This is a genomic window from Halomonas rhizosphaerae (genome assembly GCF_030012485.1).
In the GTDB taxonomy this organism is placed as follows: domain Bacteria; phylum Pseudomonadota; class Gammaproteobacteria; order Pseudomonadales; family Halomonadaceae; genus Halomonas; species Halomonas rhizosphaerae.
This window is the reverse complement of the sequence record NZ_JASCQQ010000035.1, coordinates 18318-33182: the sequence shown is the minus strand read 5'-3', so window position 1 is coordinate 33182 and position 14865 is coordinate 18318. Positions and strand designations below refer to the sequence as shown.

Genomic DNA, 14865 nt, shown 5'->3' with positions numbered 1-14865 from the left:
CCGGATCATGGTACACGGCCTCGTCGGCCTGCGTTGTCGCGGGGTTTTGTGGCATCATCTGCCCTCCCGGCAATCGCCGGCAGGGTACAGACCGCCAACGACTCAGGCATACAGTGCATGTTTCTCGATGATTTCCATACGCTTACGGATGGGCGTATCCGCATTTCCGCACGGCAGGCCAGCCAGTTCGCCAAGCGCATTGCCGGCGACTACAACCCCATCCACAACCCGGATGCACGTCGCTTCTGTGTGCCCGGTGACCTGCTGTTCGCCCTGGTGCTGGCACGCTTCGGCCTCTCCCAGCGCATGACCTTCCGCTTCCTGAGCATGGTCGGGGACGGCACGCCGCTGTGCTTCAGCGAACAGGACGATGGCCGGATCCGCGTCTGCGACGAGAGCGGCAAGTGCTATCTGGAAGTCGAGCGCAGCGGCGAGGCGACCCGTGACGAGTCGGTGGTGGAGGCCTTCACCCGCAGCTATGTCGCCTTCTCGGGCAAGAACTTCCCCCACTACCTCAAGCCGCTGATGGAAGAGAAGGGGGTGATGTTCAACCCGCGTCGCCCGTTGGTGATCTACGACAGCATGGGCTTCTGCCTGGACCGCCTGGATGCGCCCGCGCCGGGCCTGGAATTCGTGGATTCCTCGCTGGAGGTGAGCGGCAAGCGCGGCGATGCGCTGCTCGAGTTCCGCATCATGGCGGGCAACGAGGCGATCGGCACCGGCTCCAAGAAGCTGGTGGTCAGCGGGCTCTGCGACTACGACGCCGAGGCCATGGACGAGGTGGTCGCGGAGTTCTACCGTCTCAAGGCCTACCACGAGGCCGAGGCCTGAGGCGACACCCCGGAGACTTGTCACTCGGTGCTCAGGCCACCACGGTGACCGGGCAGGGCGCCAGGTCGATGACCCGATGACTGACGCTACCCAGCAGGGATGACTGCCACTTGCCCAGGCCACGGCGGCCCATGACGACCATCGGCGCCGCCTCGGCGTGATGCCGGGCCCGGGCGACGATGGCCTCGGGAACGCGTTTCCCCTCGCTCACCACCTCCTCGATGCCGCGCGGCACCTCGCCCAGCGCTTCCCTGGCCCGCTGGAAGGCCTCGTCGGACGGGCTGTCGTCCGCGTGCTCGGCAGCCGCCGAGAGGCCGTCCGGCCGACAGAAGACCAGTTCCACCGGCACGTCGGCACGGCGGGCCAGCTCGCCTGCCAGGGCGGTCGCCTTCAGGCAGTGAGGGGAGCCATCCACCGGCACCAGCACCTGCCCCAGGCGTGACGCATCGGACGGGCCAGCCTGGGCGTGCACGATGGTCACCGGGCAGCGGGCTCGATGCACCACCTCGTTGCTGATGCTGCCCTGCATGAACTTGCCGACCTCACTCAGCTGGCGTGCCCCCAGTACCAGCAGGCATCCGGGCTGCCGGGCAGCATGCTCGAGGATGACGCGGTCGGGGTGGCGGATGAAGGTGGCATCCTCGAGGATCACCTCGGCGGGCGGCTGCGTCAGGTCCGGGTCGAGCGCCTGCCGCGCCCGGGCAAACGCCTCGGCGGCGATGTCCTGGCGTCGCGCCCTGTCGTGGTCGGCTTCCGCCTGGCGGTTGGCGGGTATATCGCTGAGCTCGGCGGGGTTGAGCGGCATCACGTGGAGCAGCTGCAGCGGCGTCTCCAGCAGCCTGGCCAGCAGGCTGGCGTGGCGGGCGGCTGCCTGCGCCGAGGGTGATCCATCCACGGGCACGATCACCAGCGAGATCGGCTCACTCATCGATATTTCCTCCCCGTTCCAGAACCGCGGACCTGCAGGCACTGTAATCGACAGCCGGTGTCGAGGGGTAGGCCCGGGGCGCCATCCCCTGGTGTTCCGCTGCCTGTCGCCTCAGGCCACCCGCAAGCGCTTGCCCAGCAGGATGCTGCTCCAGTCGGCCTGGTTGGCCAGCCGATTGAGCAGTATCGACCCGCCCATGCCCACCAGCGCCAGGGCGATCACGTACAGCCACAGCGGGATGGGGACCTGCCAGCCGATGAAGTCCACGACCGAGAAGAACAGCGGGTGGGCCAGGTAGATGCCGAAGGAGTACTCGTTGACCTTCTTGACCAGGGGCGTCGCCCTCAGGCCCACCAGCCAGCGCATGGCCCACAGCAGCGAGAAGATGAACAGCGGCACCACCCAGGTCTCCTTGGAGGAGTACTCCAGCTCACCGCGCAGGGTGAAGGCGACGATGCCGCCCACCAGCACGACCAGCCAGCCGGGGTGCGACAGACGGCGGAACCAGGCCTGTTCCTGGAGGTCCGGGTAGTGCTTGACGATCAGCAGGGCCAGGAAGAACAGGTAGATCCAGCCCAGCGGCGCGATCCAGTGCAGGTAGCCCGGTGGCTCGATCGCCTGCCAGCGAAAGAAGCCCCACCAGCCGATGCTGATCACGGATCCGACCACCAGCCAGGGGCCGGAGGGCAGCCAACGCTGCAGGTCGAACCGGTTGTAGAGCCAGAACAGCACGTAGAACTGCATGGCGATGATCAGGAAGTAGCCATGCCAGCCGGCAAAGACCAGGTATTCGGTCATGTGGTAGCCGAAGCTGACACGCTCTTCGCTGGCCAGCATGCGCAGGTATTCTGCCAGGGAGTAGATCATCCCGTAGACGACGTAGGGCACCATCACGTACTTGAAGCGATTGGCGAGGAAGTTGTGCGGCGTCTCGTTGCCGTAGCGGGCCGAGAACAGGAAGATCGAGATGAAGATGAAGATCGGCGTGCCCAGCACGGTGGGGATCCGCGCCAGGTCGAGACTGAGGTGTTCCAGGTAGTTATCCTCGACGCGCCCTACCAGATGGAAGATGAAGACCGCCAGGCAGCCATAGAATCGAAGCCAGTAGATTTCCTCGATGCGTTTCATGGGCTCTCCGTGGCCGCCGATGGATATTGGTGGAACGCGTCGCGCCGATCTGGTGTCCGACCGCGGGTAACGCCCCGAATTCCCTGCATGAAGGAATTCCCTCTCATTCTCTCGCACCTGGAGGATCGCGCATGATCCGCAAGATCGGAGTGACCACCCTGTTGCTGCTGGGCCTGCTGTCGGGTGCCACGGCCTCGGCCAGCGGCCAGGTCAGCGAGCAGCGTTTCCACTCCGAGCATCTCGGGCGCGAGTATCCCTATACCCTCTATCTGCCCGAGGGCTATGCGGTCAGCAACCAGGCCTATCCTGTGGTCTATCTGCTGCACGGCTCCTTCGGCAGCGAGAGCGACTGGGCCCGGAAGGGTCGACTGCGCCGCACGGCCGACCGGCTGATCCGGCTGGGCGTCATCCCGCCGGCCATCATCGTCATGCCCGGCAGCCAGAGCTGGTGGATCGACGGCCACAACGAGCCGGCGCGCTCGGCCTTCCTGCAGGAGCTGGTTCCGCATATCGAGGAGAACTGGCACGTGGTGCCCGACCGCGAGTGGCGAGGGGTGGCCGGCCTCTCGGCGGGAGGCTTCGGCGCGGTGAACTTTGCCCTGTCCTACCCCGGTCTCTTCGGTGCCGCGGCCGCCTTCAGTCCCGCCAGCTACCATCCGCTGCCTCCGGACAACTCCTCCGCCTGGCGCCATCCCGCCTTCATAAGGGACGGCGAGTTCGACACCGGCCTCTGGGAGCGGACCAACTATACCGCGCACCTCGATGGCTACCTCTCCCAGGAGCTCGTCGTTCCCCTCTACCTCACTGCCGGGGATCGCGACCGGCTGAATGCCGTGCACCATGCCCGGCTGCTCAAGAGCGCGCTGGAGCCGCACCAGCTCGGCCAGGTGCACCTGGATGTGCTGCCCGGTGGCCACACCTGGCGGGTATGGCGCGCCAGCCTGCCGCGAGGGCTCGACTTCATGTTCCGCCATCTCCAGGGGCCGGTGCCGATCGAGAGCGAGGATGCCCGGGTCGAGGACCCCGAGCCTGCCACGCCGGGCTGACACCCGCCAGGCCGGCAAGGGAGAACAGCATCTTCTCGGCCGGTGCTGGGCAAGGGCGCCAGCCGTGCCGTAAGGTTCAGGGATTGTCTCGCCGGAGGATGACGACCCGATGATGCGTACGCTGCTGCTGGAGGCCGATGGCCGTGTGACGAGGGGCGGGGAGGAGCTGATCGCACGCTGGCGCGACGAGGCCGGGAGTCGTATCTGGATCGACCTGCAGGGCGAGAGTCAGGGGCGCGAGCGGGAACTGCTCGAGGCCTTCGACTGCCACCCTCTGGCCATCGACGACGCCCACCGCGAGCGCCACCCGCCCAAGATCGAGGAGTTCGAGACCCATACCCTGGTCCTCTATCGCGGCATCTCCTCCTTCGATGCCGAGCTCAACTTCGCGCCCCAGCAGATCGCCTTCTTCCTCGGCGAGCGCTCCCTGATCAGCCTGCATCCCGGCCTGGCGCTGAGCATCGACCGTCTGCTGGCCCACGAGGGCGAGACGCTGCTGCGCCGCTCCCCCGAGCATGTGGCGCTGCGGGTCATGTACGTCTCCGCCGGCTACTACCTGGACAGCCTGCTCGAGTTCGAGAATGCCCTGAGCGACCTGGAGGACGAGCTGATGGAAGACGGCAGCGACGCCCTGATGCGCCGGGTCATCGCCTACCGCTCCCGGCTGGTGAAGATGCGTCGGGTGTTCCGCTACCATGTCGGCATCACACAGGAGCTCACCGCCTACGACTACGAGCACCTGCCCCGCGATAACGAGGACACCCTGCACGCGATCAACGACGTGCACGAGCGCTTCGAGCGCCTGTACAGCCTGACCCAGATGTACTACGACATCTGCGGCGACCTGATCGATGGCTACATCTCGCTCTCCTCGCACCAGCTCAACATCACCATGCGGGTGCTCACGGTGATCACCGCCATCTTCGTGCCGCTCACCTTCATCGCCGGCATCTACGGCATGAACTTCGCGCACATGCCGGAGCTCGCCTATCGCTTTGGCTATTTCGTGGTGCTGGGAGTGATGCTCGCCATCGGCCTCGGCCTGCTGTGGCTGTTCCGGCGCAGGAAGTGGCTGTGAGCCTGGCCGCCGTCGCGGCACGTTGACGCGGCACACTTGGCCCGGGCGAGGCCAGCCTCTAGTCTCGGGGGACTTTCCCCTATCCTGGCCCCGACATGCACCCACAGCGCGCCCGACTGCATAACGAACTCCACGCCCGGCCCTCGATCTACTTCGAGGAGCCGGCGCACCTCCACCACTATGCCTTCCTCGATGATGACGACATCGCCGCGGACATCCTCGGCCGGGTCGCCGAGGTGGTCGGCAGGACCCCCGACATCGAGGCGGCCCAGGAGATCCTCGATCTCGGCGACCAGACCCTGAAGTGGGAGCGCCACACCGAGTTCTTCACCCTCACGCTGCTGGTGCCCAAGCCAGCCCGGGGCGAGCCCTGGCCCTCACCCCCGCCGCTGCTGGCGGAGATCGCCGCCGAACACAGCCGGGCGCTGATCAACGCCAGCCTGATCCTGGTGGAGGCCGAGGCCGCCTGGGGCGGCGACGCCGAGGCCTACGGCTTTCGCGACCCCGCCGGTTCCAGCGTGGGCGATGGCGACGCCACCGTATGGAGCGACTTCCGGCTCACGGCGGCCGGCGTCAACCGCCTGTTGCTGGTCAACCGCGGCCTCAATGCCTTTCGCCTGGGACGCATGACCCGGCGGCTGCTGGAGATCGAGACCTATCGCATGATGGCCTCGCTGGCCCTGCCGGTGGCCAAGGAGATGAGCCTCGAGCTGCGCGACCACGAGCTCGAGCTCGGCGAGCTCTCGGAGCGCAATACCGAGGACGAGGAGGAGAGCTCCCGGCCGCTGCTGGCGGCCATCTCCGCGCTCTCGGCGCGGCTCGAACGCTCCGGGGCCCGCTCTCGCCAGCGCTTCAGCGCCACCGAGGCCTATGCGCGGATCGTCTTCAACCGCATCGAGGAACTGCGCGAGGAGCGCCTCGGCGACCGCCCCCGGCTGGGGACCTTCATCCTGCGCCGCTTCCGGCCGACGGTGCACTACTGCGCCGCGATCAACCAGCGCCAGGAGAGCCTGGCGGAGAGCGTGGCGCGGCTCAACGACCTGCTGCGGACCCGCGCCCAGGTGGAGATCGAGGCGCAGAACTCCGAGATCCTGCAGAGCCTCAACGAGCGCACCAGCAGCCAGCTGAAGATCCAGAAGGCCGTCGAGGGGCTGTCGATCATCGTGATCAGCTACTACCTCTTCAGCCTGTTCAAGCTGGGGCTGCAGAGCCTCGACGCCCTGGGCGTGGCAATCGAGCCGAGTGTCGCCGCCGCCGTGCTGGGGCCGCTGGGGCTGGGGATCATCGGCCTGCTGGCCTGGCGGATCCAGCGCGTCAAGAATCACTGATGGCAGGGCCCCTCACCCCGGCAGGGGACAAGGGTTGGCACTATGCTGGGAACAGGCCCCTCAGGGCCTGAGGCTCACCTTTACCCCTTCGGGAGGTGCATCATGACAACGCCAACCATCCTTTCCAGCCCCCTGTCTCGCTGGATGCTGCTTTCCCTGCTGTTCGCCGCCCCCCTGGCCCTGGCCAGCGAGGGCCATGACCTGACCTTCCAGGGCGACGCCAGCTTCGGCGGCCCCCACGGCGGCCAGGCGATCCAGGTGGCCGTGGTCGACGCCGAGTCCGGCGAGGTGCTGGCCGAGGAATCCGGCACCGTCTCCGCTGACGGCGACCCGGCATTTTCCTTCGACTTCCCCGGCGCCCTGCAGGACGGCAAGGGTCACGAGGTCCACTACTGGATCGACTCCAACTTCGGCGGTGGCAGCGAGGGCAGCTGCGACCCCATGGAGAATGACCACCAGTGGAGCGTATCGCTGGAGCCCGCCAGTGACGCGGTCACCCACGTGGAAAGCCACGACCCCGGCGCACAGTCGGAGGTCTGCGCCACCTTCGAGTAACGCCCGCAACGTCCAGGCCCGCGGGGCCGCTGGTCGGCCGTGCGGGCCCTGTTGCCCTGGCCGCGACGCGGCCCACCGAGCTGCCAGGGCCGTGGCGTGAGGGTGCCGGGAGGTGATCATGCGATTACGTGATGCGGTCCGGGCCGATGCCCGAGACCTGGCCTACCTGATCAACCTGGCGGGGGAAGGGCTGCCCGAGTACCTCTGGGGGCTGATGGCCGAGGGGGGTGAATCCCCCCTGGAGGTCGGCATGCAACGTGCCGCCAGGCAGGAGGGCGGTTTCAGCTACCGCCACGCCAGGGTGTGCATCGACCGGGGGCGGCTGGTCGGGATGATCCTCGCCTATCGGCTGCCGGAGGCCATCGACCCCGAGGACCTGGAGGAGTGTCCCGCCGTGGTCGAGCCGCTCCTGCGCCTCGAGGCCAGGGTCCCGGGCAGCTGGTACATCAACGCCATCGCCACCCTGCCGGCGGCACGCCGCAAGGGCATCGGCCGCCTGTTGATGGCCCAGGCCGAGGCCTCGGCGATCGCCGCCGGCTGCGACCAGATGAGCCTGATCGTGGCTGCGGAGAATGCCGTTGCCCGGTCGTTCTACCAGCGGCTGGGCTTCCTCGATGCCGCGTCCCTGCCGCTGGTTCCCTGGCCCGGCTGCGCGCAGGGTGGTGACTGGGTACTGATGACCCGTCGCCTGGAAAGTGGCTAGGCGACCTCGTGCCGGGCGCCGGGCCAACGCCCCTCGACCTCATGGACGGGGGGAGGTGCGCGCCACCCTGGCCTGCAGGGCAGACAGCGCCATGGCCAGCAGGCCCACCAGTGCCATCAGCAGCAGCGGGAAGCTGCGTGTCCCGAGCCCTTCCAGCAGCGGGCCGGCCAGCGAGGGCACCGCCATGGCGCCGCTGCCGGCGGCCAGGAAGATCATCCCGGTGGTGCGACCGCTCATCGCCATCAGCTGGTTGCTCAGCCCGAACAGGGTGGGAAAGATTGCCGAGGCGGCGAGCCCGAAGAGCAGCGAGACCGCCCCCAGCGGCAGCCAGTCCAGCTGCAGCGCCAGGGCGCTGGCCAGCCCCAGGGCCAGGCAGCCGCGCAGCACCCACCAGGGCGAGAAGCGGCGCAGCAGCGGGATCGCCAGCAGGCGCCCCACCGAGAGCGCCAGCCAGAACAGGGTAGCCAGCATGGCGGCCGCCTCGCCGGGCATGCCGCGCAGGGTGGCATAGGCGGTGACCCAGCCGGCGAAGGTGATCTCCATGCCCACGTAGAGGCCGAACATGAACAGGAACAGGGCCAGCCGCCAGGCATCGGCGGGTGGCACGAGGGCATCGTCCGCGCGGGCGGCCGGCGCCCGGGGGCTCTCCAGGCGGGCCAGTGGCCAGAGCAGCAGCAGCGTATAGAGTGCCACCGCCCAGAAGGCCCAGGCGAAGTGGCCGGTCAGCGCCAGCATCGCCACCAGCACCAGGGGCACCAGCGTATTGCCCAGCCCGAAGCAGAAGTGCAGGGCGCTGATCCAGGGCGGCGAGTCCTTGCCGTGGGCCCACAGCAGCAGGGTGTTGGCGCCGGCATTGGCCGAGACCTCGGCCAGGCCCAGCACGAAGACGACCCCGGTCAGCACCGCCAGTTCCTGCCCGAACGGCACCGCCACGAGCCCTGCCGCCATCAGCAGCAGCATGGCGGCGACTACGCGGTGGCCCGGGAAACGGTCCACCAGCCGCCCCGAGAGCAGCGAGCCGAGCATGTTGCCCAGCGCCCGGGCGGTGAACAGCACCGAGATCTGGCCCATGGTCGAGCCGGTCATCGCCGCCAGGTGCGGTAGCGCCGGCCCGAGCAGGCCGCCGCTCATGCCGACGGCCAGCATGACCAGGAAGTAGCGGTGGGTGACCCGGCGGGCGTGGGGCGTCGTGGCCGGCATGTCCCCTCCTTGGCAGGCGGCAAAGGGCGCGATTGTGCCATCTTTGCCGGCCCGGCGACTCCTCCCCGCCGCGCTTCGCCGGGGACGGGTGGGGGAGACCGACCACCTGTGGTGGCTGCTGACGCTGCCGTGGCGGGGCCGTTCTTGTCTTCTTGCAGCTGCCAGTTCGGCTCCGGGGTCCTGCTTCAGGCCGCCGCCCGGGCCGACACACGATTACCGCCCGAGCTCTTGCTGAGGTACATGGCGCTGTCGGCGTGGCCGACCAGCTCCTCGAACGATTCGCCCTGTTCGGGGTAGGAGGCAACGCCGATGCTGATGGATTGCGGGTTGTGCCATCTGGCATTGATGACGCGCTCCATCATTTTCTTGCCCCCGACCGCATCGGTATCGGGAAGCAGCATCACGAACTCGTCACCGCCATAGCGAGCCAGGAGGTCGCTGCTGCGCTTGCACGCCTGAAGCCGTTTCGCCAGGCCCAGGATGGCGCGGTCACCGGCGGCGTGTCCCTGGGTATCGTTGATGACCTTGAGGCCATCCATGTCGATGACGACCACGCAATAGGGACGCTGCGCCCGTCTGGCCATCTCGTGGATCGGGCTGGACAGGTCGTCGAAGGCACGGCGGTTGAACAGGCCGGTCAATGCGTCCCGGCTGGCCATCTTGAGCAGGGTGCGGTTGGAGAGGTGGATGGTATGGACCAGTGCTGCGGTGAGGTAGCCGACGATCAACAGGGCGATGATGCTGGTGCCGACCGGTGCCAGGCTGTCGGTGGCCAGGATGTCGGTGCCCTGCAGATGGAGCAGCAGGAGCTGGCAGGCCGCTATGGCCGCCACCTCGAGCATCGTGACCATGACGCCAAGGGTCAGCGCGCTGGTGACGATCGCCAGCAGGTAGAGACTCGCCAGCGGACCGGTGACGCCCTCGGTGCCGTGGAGAAACCAGGTGATGAAGCCGATCATGGCCCAGGTGTGCAGGGCCAGCAGCCAGCGCTGCCTTTCCCCGAAGAAACGCAGCCGGCTGGCCAGCAGGCTGAAGCCGAAATAGCTGATGGTAGCCACCAGCACCCCCAGGCCCCCCTCGGCGGGCAGGCCCATGATCACCAGATAGAGGATGACGATCGTGACCAGCAGCCATTCGATCTGATACAGGCCGGCCGAGAAGCCCTGGATCTGGACGCCCTCAGGATCCCATTCCAGAGGTGGCAGGGGGTCTTGTTCGGACATGGCGCTCTCTCGTTGGACCGGGGCATCCGTTGCGTCACGCTATCCCATGTGACGCGGCACTTCACGCCGAACGCGTCATCGGACTTTCCACGCACCGGGCCGGCCGGTTGCGGCTCCCGCCCCCGAGACAGGCCTGGATGGCTGCGGGCCCCTCTGCGCAGGCTATCCTCGCCCGGCTAGACCGGTTCGGTCCGTCCCTCGCGTGCCAGCCGCTGCCAGACCGCCACCCGCTCGGCCTCGTCCATGCGGGTCCAGCGGGCGATCTCGTCCAGGGTGCGCCCGCATCCCTCGCAGTGCGTGCCCTCCGGCGTTAGGCGACAGACCTGCACGCAGGGGGAAGGGCGGTATTCGGGGGGGATCACTCATACTTTTCACGCCACTGCCTGACGGCGATCTGTTCCTTGAGCATCTCGAGCGTGTCGATCATCACCTGCTCGGTCACCCGGTCGGTGTGCTTGTCGACCTGCAGCCAGGTATCGAAGCCGCTCTCCGTCATGTGCTCCACCAGGTGCCCGAACTCCGGTGAGCGCATGCCCCTCACGGCCTCGTCCAGCAGCCGACAGGCCAGGTCGCGGAGTGTCTCGTCCAGCCCCCTGGCCACCTGGCTGCCCATGGGTAGGCGTTTCAGGCGCCGTATCTCGGGGCTCTCGGCCAGGGTGCGGCCCACCAGGGCGGCGACATAGCGCATCAGCTCATCGCGGTTCGCGACATAGGCACTGTCGGCCATCTCCTCCAGGCGGCGGGAGACCTCGGCGATCAGCTGATGCTTGCGCGGCAGGATCACATCGCCGACGACGCGGCGGGAGAGCGAGTCGCTGGCGCGGACCTGCTGCTGCACATTGTCGAGCAGTCGGATGGCGATGCGATCGGAGAGCTCCTCCAGCAGGATGTCGTAGTACTTGGCATAGACGCCATACAGTCGCCAGCGACGGATATCGATCATTCCCACCCGCTGCAGGCGATGCAGCAGCGAGATGACGCGCAGCACCCGCAGCAGGCGAAAGCCGCCAAGGGGAATGCAGCCCAGCACGTCATACCAGTGCACGAAGGGATAGAAGAACCAGCGATGGTAGCGCCGCTCGGCGATGGCCACGGTCCAGCCCAGCAGCACATCGAGCAGGAAGATGCTGACGAAGGCCAGGTCGATGGCGATGAAGTTGGCGTGGATGTGCTGGTCGTAGGCGGCATGCCAGCCCGGGGCCACGGCCGCGAAGGCATCGTTGAGCGGCGGCAGCAGGAAGAGGGTATCGAACAGCAGCAGCGCCAGGTTGGCTATCACCAGGACCAGGATCAGCAGGTCCCAGGCGATATGCAGGCGCTCCAGGGCCAGGCCGACGGGCCGCTTCACCGTTTCCCCCCGGCGGTCGTGCGCAGCGGGTCGAGCAGCTCGCTCAGGCCGTTGTGGTCGATCTCGTGCATCAGGTGCAGCAGTCGGCCGATCTGTCCCTCGGGAAAGCCCTCCCGGGCGAACCAGTTGAGGTAGGGGCCGGGCAGGTCGGCGATCAGGCAGCCCGCGTGCTTGCCGAAGGGCATGCGCAGGGTGACCAGTTTCTCAAGGTCTTCAGGATTCACTATGCTGGCTCCATGACGGACAGAGGCGACCTTACCATGCCGGATGTGAGGCTCGAAGGGCCCATCGGAGTGATTTCCGATACCCACGGGCTGCTGCGCCCCGAGGCGCTGGCGATGCTCCAGGGCTGCGAGTTGATCCTGCATCTCGGCGACGTCGGCAGCAAGGACGAGGACGCCGCCCTCCTCGAGCGGCTCGCCGAGCTGGCGCCCCTGCACGCCGTGCGTGGCAACCTCGACACCGCGGCCTGGGCCGAGCGGCTGCCCCACACCCTGGACCTGAGGGTCAATGGCTGGCGGCTGCACCTGGTGCACGACATCGCCCATCTCGACGCGGCCATCGCCTGCGACGCCGTGCTCCACGGCCACTCCCACAAGCCACGGCACGAATGGCGGGGTGAGCGGCTGCTGTTCAACCCGGGCGCCGCCGGCAAGCGCCGCTTCCGGCTACCCATCACCCTGGGCAAGCTGTGGGCGGACGCGCGCGGCCTGCGCGGGGCGATCCAGCACCTGCCGCTGTGAGGCGGCCACGCCTTGATCCCGCACACCTGTGCCCGCATGCAGGAGGGTGTAACCCCATGCCCCTGACCCAACGCGAGGAGAGCCCATGACGACCCTGGTGATCGGCGCCAACGGCCAGATTGGCCGCCAGTTCTGCGCGCTGGCGCAGGCCGCCGGCGAGCCCATCAAGGCAATGATCCGCGACCCGGCCCAGCAGCCCTGGTTCGAGGAGCGCGGCATCGAGACGGTGATCGCCGACCTGGAGGGCGACTTCCGCCCCGCCTTCGACGGCTGCGACCAGGTGGTCTTCACCGCCGGTTCGGGCCCGCATACCGGCCCCGACAAGACCCTGCTGATCGACCTCTACGGGGCGATCCGCGCCGTCGACATCGCTCGTGAGGTGGGCATCGGGCGCTTCCTGATGGTCAGCGCCATGCGCGCCGAGAATCCCCAGGAGGCGCCGGAGAAGCTGCGCCCCTACATGGCGGCCAAGTTTGCCGCCGATGCCCACCTGCGCCTGGCCGGGGTGCCCCACGTGATCCTCAAGCCGGGCCGACTCACCGACGAGCCCGCGACCGAGCGCGTCGCCACCTCGCTCGCCGAGACCGGCGGCGAGAACCGGGTCTCGCGGGCCAACGTCGCCCACGCCCTGCTGCACCTGCTCAAGGCCCGGGAACGGGTCGACCGCGAGTTCGTGCTGCTCGACGGCGATCGGGAGATCGGCGAGGCGCTGGCATAGCGCGGGCAGCGGCCGGCTGACCTGACCATTGCCCCTTACTCCAGGCGTTGCTCCAGGTCTGACAGGAAGGCCCGGATACGCGCCGCGTTGGTGCCCACGTCGCTGGTGCCGAGCCGCGAGGCGGAGCGCATGTCGACCCGGACCCCGTCCGGCGTCTCGGTCAGGCGGACCACCACGTCGTCCTTGAAGCCGAACCAGGTGGTGGTATCGGTGGCCTCCAGCCTGGCGTCGCCCACCGCGGCAATCTCCCAACCGGCGTCGCGGGCCGCGGCCTCGGCGGCGGCCAGCACCTCGGGGAGGGGAGCGTCGAGCACCAGCGGCTGGATGTCCGGGTAGGCCTCGCGCTGCTGGCGGGCGGTCGCCTCGCCGGGGTAGTCCACGGCATTGGGCGCGGCCTTCCGGGCCGCGACCAGGGCCTCGAAGGCCGGCGGGTCCTGCAGGTCGGTGGTGATGTCGTGGATGGGCGGCACCGCCTGGGCCTGCTGCAGCTGCATCCAGGGCACCGCGACCAGCACCAGGCCGGCCAGGATCACCAGCCCACCGAGCAGCGCCGGCAGAGCGCGGCGGGTGAAGGCGGCCATGACCAACCCCACCACACCCAGCCCGGCGGCGCCGAGGGCGACGAAGGCGCCGTAGCGCAGCATGCTGAAGGCGTCCCCCAGCGCGAGCAGCCCGGCGCGATAGGCCGGCCCCGCGCCGGCCATGGAGAGCGCCGCCAGGATGGCCAGGATGCCCCCGGCCAGTGCCACCTTGAAGGCCAGTCCCGTGCCTCGATGTCCCGATGTCATGTGGTCACGCGTCATGCCGGTTCCTCGCATCTTTCTGCCCATGGCGAATAGAGGCCCTCGGCCAGGAGAGACCCCTCTCCTGCGCCGGGCGCAGCTGGCCGCCAACATGCCACGGCGGGGTCCCGCCAGCGAGCGCCCGCCTGGCCCGCTCCGGCACGCGGCAACGTATCGGCACGACGTCTCCAGGGCCTTGGCCGAGAAAGGAAACCCTGAAAGAGAGTAAGCTGGCTAGCTAAACTCGCCGGACACTGGACCCCGTCGTTCGGGCCGGCCGACCCTGGCAACGACCCAAGAGACGCCATGAATCCCACCATCGATCTGCTCAAGTCCCAGCGCTCGATTTGCAAGCTCAATGACTAGCAGGTCGAGGCCTTCGACGCGGCCATGCAGGCCTACTACCAGGCGCGCAGTGGCGGCAACAAGAACACCGACTGGTCACACAACCTCCAGCCGCTCTTCGACACCAAGCTACGCCCGCATATGCGCGACTTCCTGATCAAGCGCGGCTTCGAGATGAAGTGATAACAGCATAGAAGATAAGGCTGTCGCTCGTACTAAAGGCGTTTGCGGCGCGTTGCGATAAATCGACTAGCATGAGTACAAACAACGGGCGGAGGCATTCTGATGGTCGAACAGAATCGCCAACCGGGAGAGTCCGAAGAGTCGTACGTGGAGCAAGAGCCAGTCGGTCGATCTGCCAGGATGACGTGGGGCCTGCGCGCCTTCGGGTTGATCGTGGCGTTGGTGGTATGGATCGCCATGAGTTTCGCCGAGGGACTGTCGTCGGACGCGCGCTGGGTCGTAACGATCGCCACCCTGATGGCGATCTGGTAGATGATCGAGGCGATCCCGCTCTCGGCCACGGCCCTGTTGCCGATCGGGCTCTCCGTGCTCCGCTTGGTGGCGGAGCGCAGCGGCGAATCCGTGAAAACCACCACGCCCGGCCATGACCATCACCAGGCCTGCCACGTTGACTTCATCTTCGACGACAACATCAAGCGGTTCGGTGTCTGCTTGCTTATCGCGATCGCCTGGCCGGCGAGCATGGGCGGCCTCGGCAATGCTACCGGTCGGCATGCCCCGAACGCCATCGTCTTCGACACCGGCGCGGTCAACATCGCCCGGATGGCGCGCGGCGGCGTCATTCTCAACGTCCTCGGGATCGCCTTGATCACCCTCTTCTGCTACATGCTCGGCGGCTTTGCGTTCGGGCTGCAGTTCTGATCACCGGCAGTGGGCGGTGCCGCG

At 67.9% G+C, this 14865-nt stretch carries 18 protein-coding genes and 1 pseudogene; 11 read left to right on the top strand and 8 right to left on the bottom strand.

Going from position 1 to position 14865, the window contains the following annotated elements; genetic code table 11:
* The first annotated feature begins 117 nt into the window (after positions 1–117).
* Complete coding sequence (locus QLQ86_RS16280; protein ID WP_282736455.1) at positions 118–831, top strand: DUF3581 domain-containing protein; 714 nt, start codon at positions 118–120, stop codon at positions 829–831.
* A gap of 31 nt (positions 832–862) precedes the next feature.
* Here the strand turns inward: QLQ86_RS16280 and QLQ86_RS16275 are convergent, their stop codons facing one another.
* The gene (locus QLQ86_RS16275; protein ID WP_282817656.1) at positions 863–1759 is read right to left on the bottom strand and encodes a universal stress protein; all 897 of its coding nucleotides are present in this window, start codon (positions 1757–1759) and stop codon (positions 863–865) included.
* A gap of 111 nt (positions 1760–1870) precedes the next feature.
* Positions 1871–2887 (bottom strand): acyltransferase family protein, encoded by a 1017-nt coding sequence (locus tag QLQ86_RS16270; protein ID WP_282736457.1) that lies wholly within the window; start codon positions 2885–2887, stop codon positions 1871–1873.
* Between the two features lie 131 nt (positions 2888–3018).
* Here QLQ86_RS16270 and QLQ86_RS16265 point away from each other — a divergent pair, with 131 nt between their 5' ends.
* The 5 genes from QLQ86_RS16265 (at position 3019) to QLQ86_RS16245 (ending at position 7597) form a co-directional block, all read left to right on the top strand.
* Positions 3019–3933, top strand: coding sequence for an alpha/beta hydrolase (locus tag QLQ86_RS16265; protein ID WP_282817655.1), 915 nt, complete (start codon positions 3019–3021; stop codon positions 3931–3933).
* A 109-nt stretch (positions 3934–4042) separates the two neighbouring features.
* Complete coding sequence (locus tag QLQ86_RS16260) at positions 4043–5011, top strand: magnesium transporter CorA family protein (RefSeq protein WP_282817654.1); 969 nt, start codon at positions 4043–4045, stop codon at positions 5009–5011.
* 95 nt (positions 5012–5106) lie between these two features.
* The gene (locus QLQ86_RS16255; RefSeq protein WP_282736460.1) at positions 5107–6339 is read left to right on the top strand and encodes a DUF3422 domain-containing protein; all 1233 of its coding nucleotides are present in this window, start codon (positions 5107–5109) and stop codon (positions 6337–6339) included.
* A 102-nt stretch (positions 6340–6441) separates the two neighbouring features.
* Complete coding sequence (locus QLQ86_RS16250; protein ID WP_282817653.1) at positions 6442–6894, top strand: hypothetical protein; 453 nt, start codon at positions 6442–6444, stop codon at positions 6892–6894.
* A gap of 118 nt (positions 6895–7012) precedes the next feature.
* The gene (locus QLQ86_RS16245) at positions 7013–7597 is read left to right on the top strand and encodes a GNAT family N-acetyltransferase (protein WP_282817652.1); all 585 of its coding nucleotides are present in this window, start codon (positions 7013–7015) and stop codon (positions 7595–7597) included.
* 39 nt (positions 7598–7636) lie between these two features.
* Here QLQ86_RS16245 and QLQ86_RS16240 read toward each other — a convergent pair whose 3' ends face one another.
* The 5 genes from QLQ86_RS16240 to QLQ86_RS16220 all read right to left on the bottom strand — a co-directional run bounded on the left by QLQ86_RS16240 (position 7637) and on the right by QLQ86_RS16220 (position 11592).
* Positions 7637–8797: an MFS transporter gene (locus QLQ86_RS16240; protein WP_282817651.1), complete on the bottom strand. Its 1161-nt coding sequence runs from the start codon at positions 8795–8797 to the stop codon at positions 7637–7639.
* 185 nt (positions 8798–8982) lie between these two features.
* Positions 8983–10020: a GGDEF domain-containing protein gene (locus QLQ86_RS16235; protein ID WP_282817650.1), complete on the bottom strand. Its 1038-nt coding sequence runs from the start codon at positions 10018–10020 to the stop codon at positions 8983–8985.
* 176 nt (positions 10021–10196) lie between these two features.
* Positions 10197–10382 carry a DUF1289 domain-containing protein gene (locus QLQ86_RS16230; RefSeq protein WP_282817649.1) on the bottom strand — a complete coding sequence of 62 codons (186 nt, stop codon included), beginning with the start codon at positions 10380–10382 and terminating at the stop codon, positions 10197–10199.
* Positions 10379–11368 (bottom strand): ion transporter, encoded by a 990-nt coding sequence (locus QLQ86_RS16225; protein WP_282817648.1) that lies wholly within the window; start codon positions 11366–11368, stop codon positions 10379–10381. The genes QLQ86_RS16230 and QLQ86_RS16225 overlap by 4 nt, the downstream gene beginning before the upstream one ends.
* Entirely contained in the window at positions 11365–11592 is a 228-nt protein-coding gene (locus QLQ86_RS16220; RefSeq protein ID WP_282736467.1) for a DUF3820 family protein, read from the bottom strand. The genes QLQ86_RS16225 and QLQ86_RS16220 overlap by 4 nt, the downstream gene beginning before the upstream one ends.
* Positions 11593–11628: 36 nt before the next feature.
* On the opposite strand from QLQ86_RS16220, the gene QLQ86_RS16215 reads away from it, so the two are divergent.
* Both QLQ86_RS16215 and QLQ86_RS16210 read left to right on the top strand, forming a co-directional pair.
* Positions 11629–12111 (top strand): metallophosphoesterase family protein, encoded by a 483-nt coding sequence (locus tag QLQ86_RS16215; protein ID WP_282817647.1) that lies wholly within the window; start codon positions 11629–11631, stop codon positions 12109–12111.
* 85 nt (positions 12112–12196) lie between these two features.
* Positions 12197–12829, top strand: coding sequence for an SDR family oxidoreductase (locus QLQ86_RS16210; RefSeq protein WP_282817646.1), 633 nt, complete (start codon positions 12197–12199; stop codon positions 12827–12829).
* A gap of 35 nt (positions 12830–12864) precedes the next feature.
* On the opposite strand, the gene QLQ86_RS16205 is transcribed toward QLQ86_RS16210, so the two are convergent.
* A complete protein-coding gene (locus tag QLQ86_RS16205) occupies positions 12865–13632 on the bottom strand; it encodes a DUF1499 domain-containing protein (protein ID WP_282817645.1) in 768 nt (255 codons plus the stop codon).
* A gap of 345 nt (positions 13633–13977) precedes the next feature.
* On the opposite strand from QLQ86_RS16205, the pseudogene QLQ86_RS16200 reads away from it, so the two are divergent.
* The 3 genes and pseudogenes from QLQ86_RS16200 to QLQ86_RS16190 form a co-directional block, all read left to right on the top strand.
* A pseudogene (locus tag QLQ86_RS16200) lies at positions 13978–14139 on the top strand (oxygen-insensitive NADPH nitroreductase); the annotation flags it as partial.
* 102 nt (positions 14140–14241) lie between these two features.
* Positions 14242–14451: a hypothetical protein gene (locus QLQ86_RS16195; RefSeq protein WP_282736471.1), complete on the top strand. Its 210-nt coding sequence runs from the start codon at positions 14242–14244 to the stop codon at positions 14449–14451.
* Positions 14452–14841 (top strand): hypothetical protein, encoded by a 390-nt coding sequence (locus QLQ86_RS16190; RefSeq protein ID WP_282817644.1) that lies wholly within the window; start codon positions 14452–14454, stop codon positions 14839–14841.
* The last annotated feature ends 24 nt before the right edge of the window (positions 14842–14865 follow it).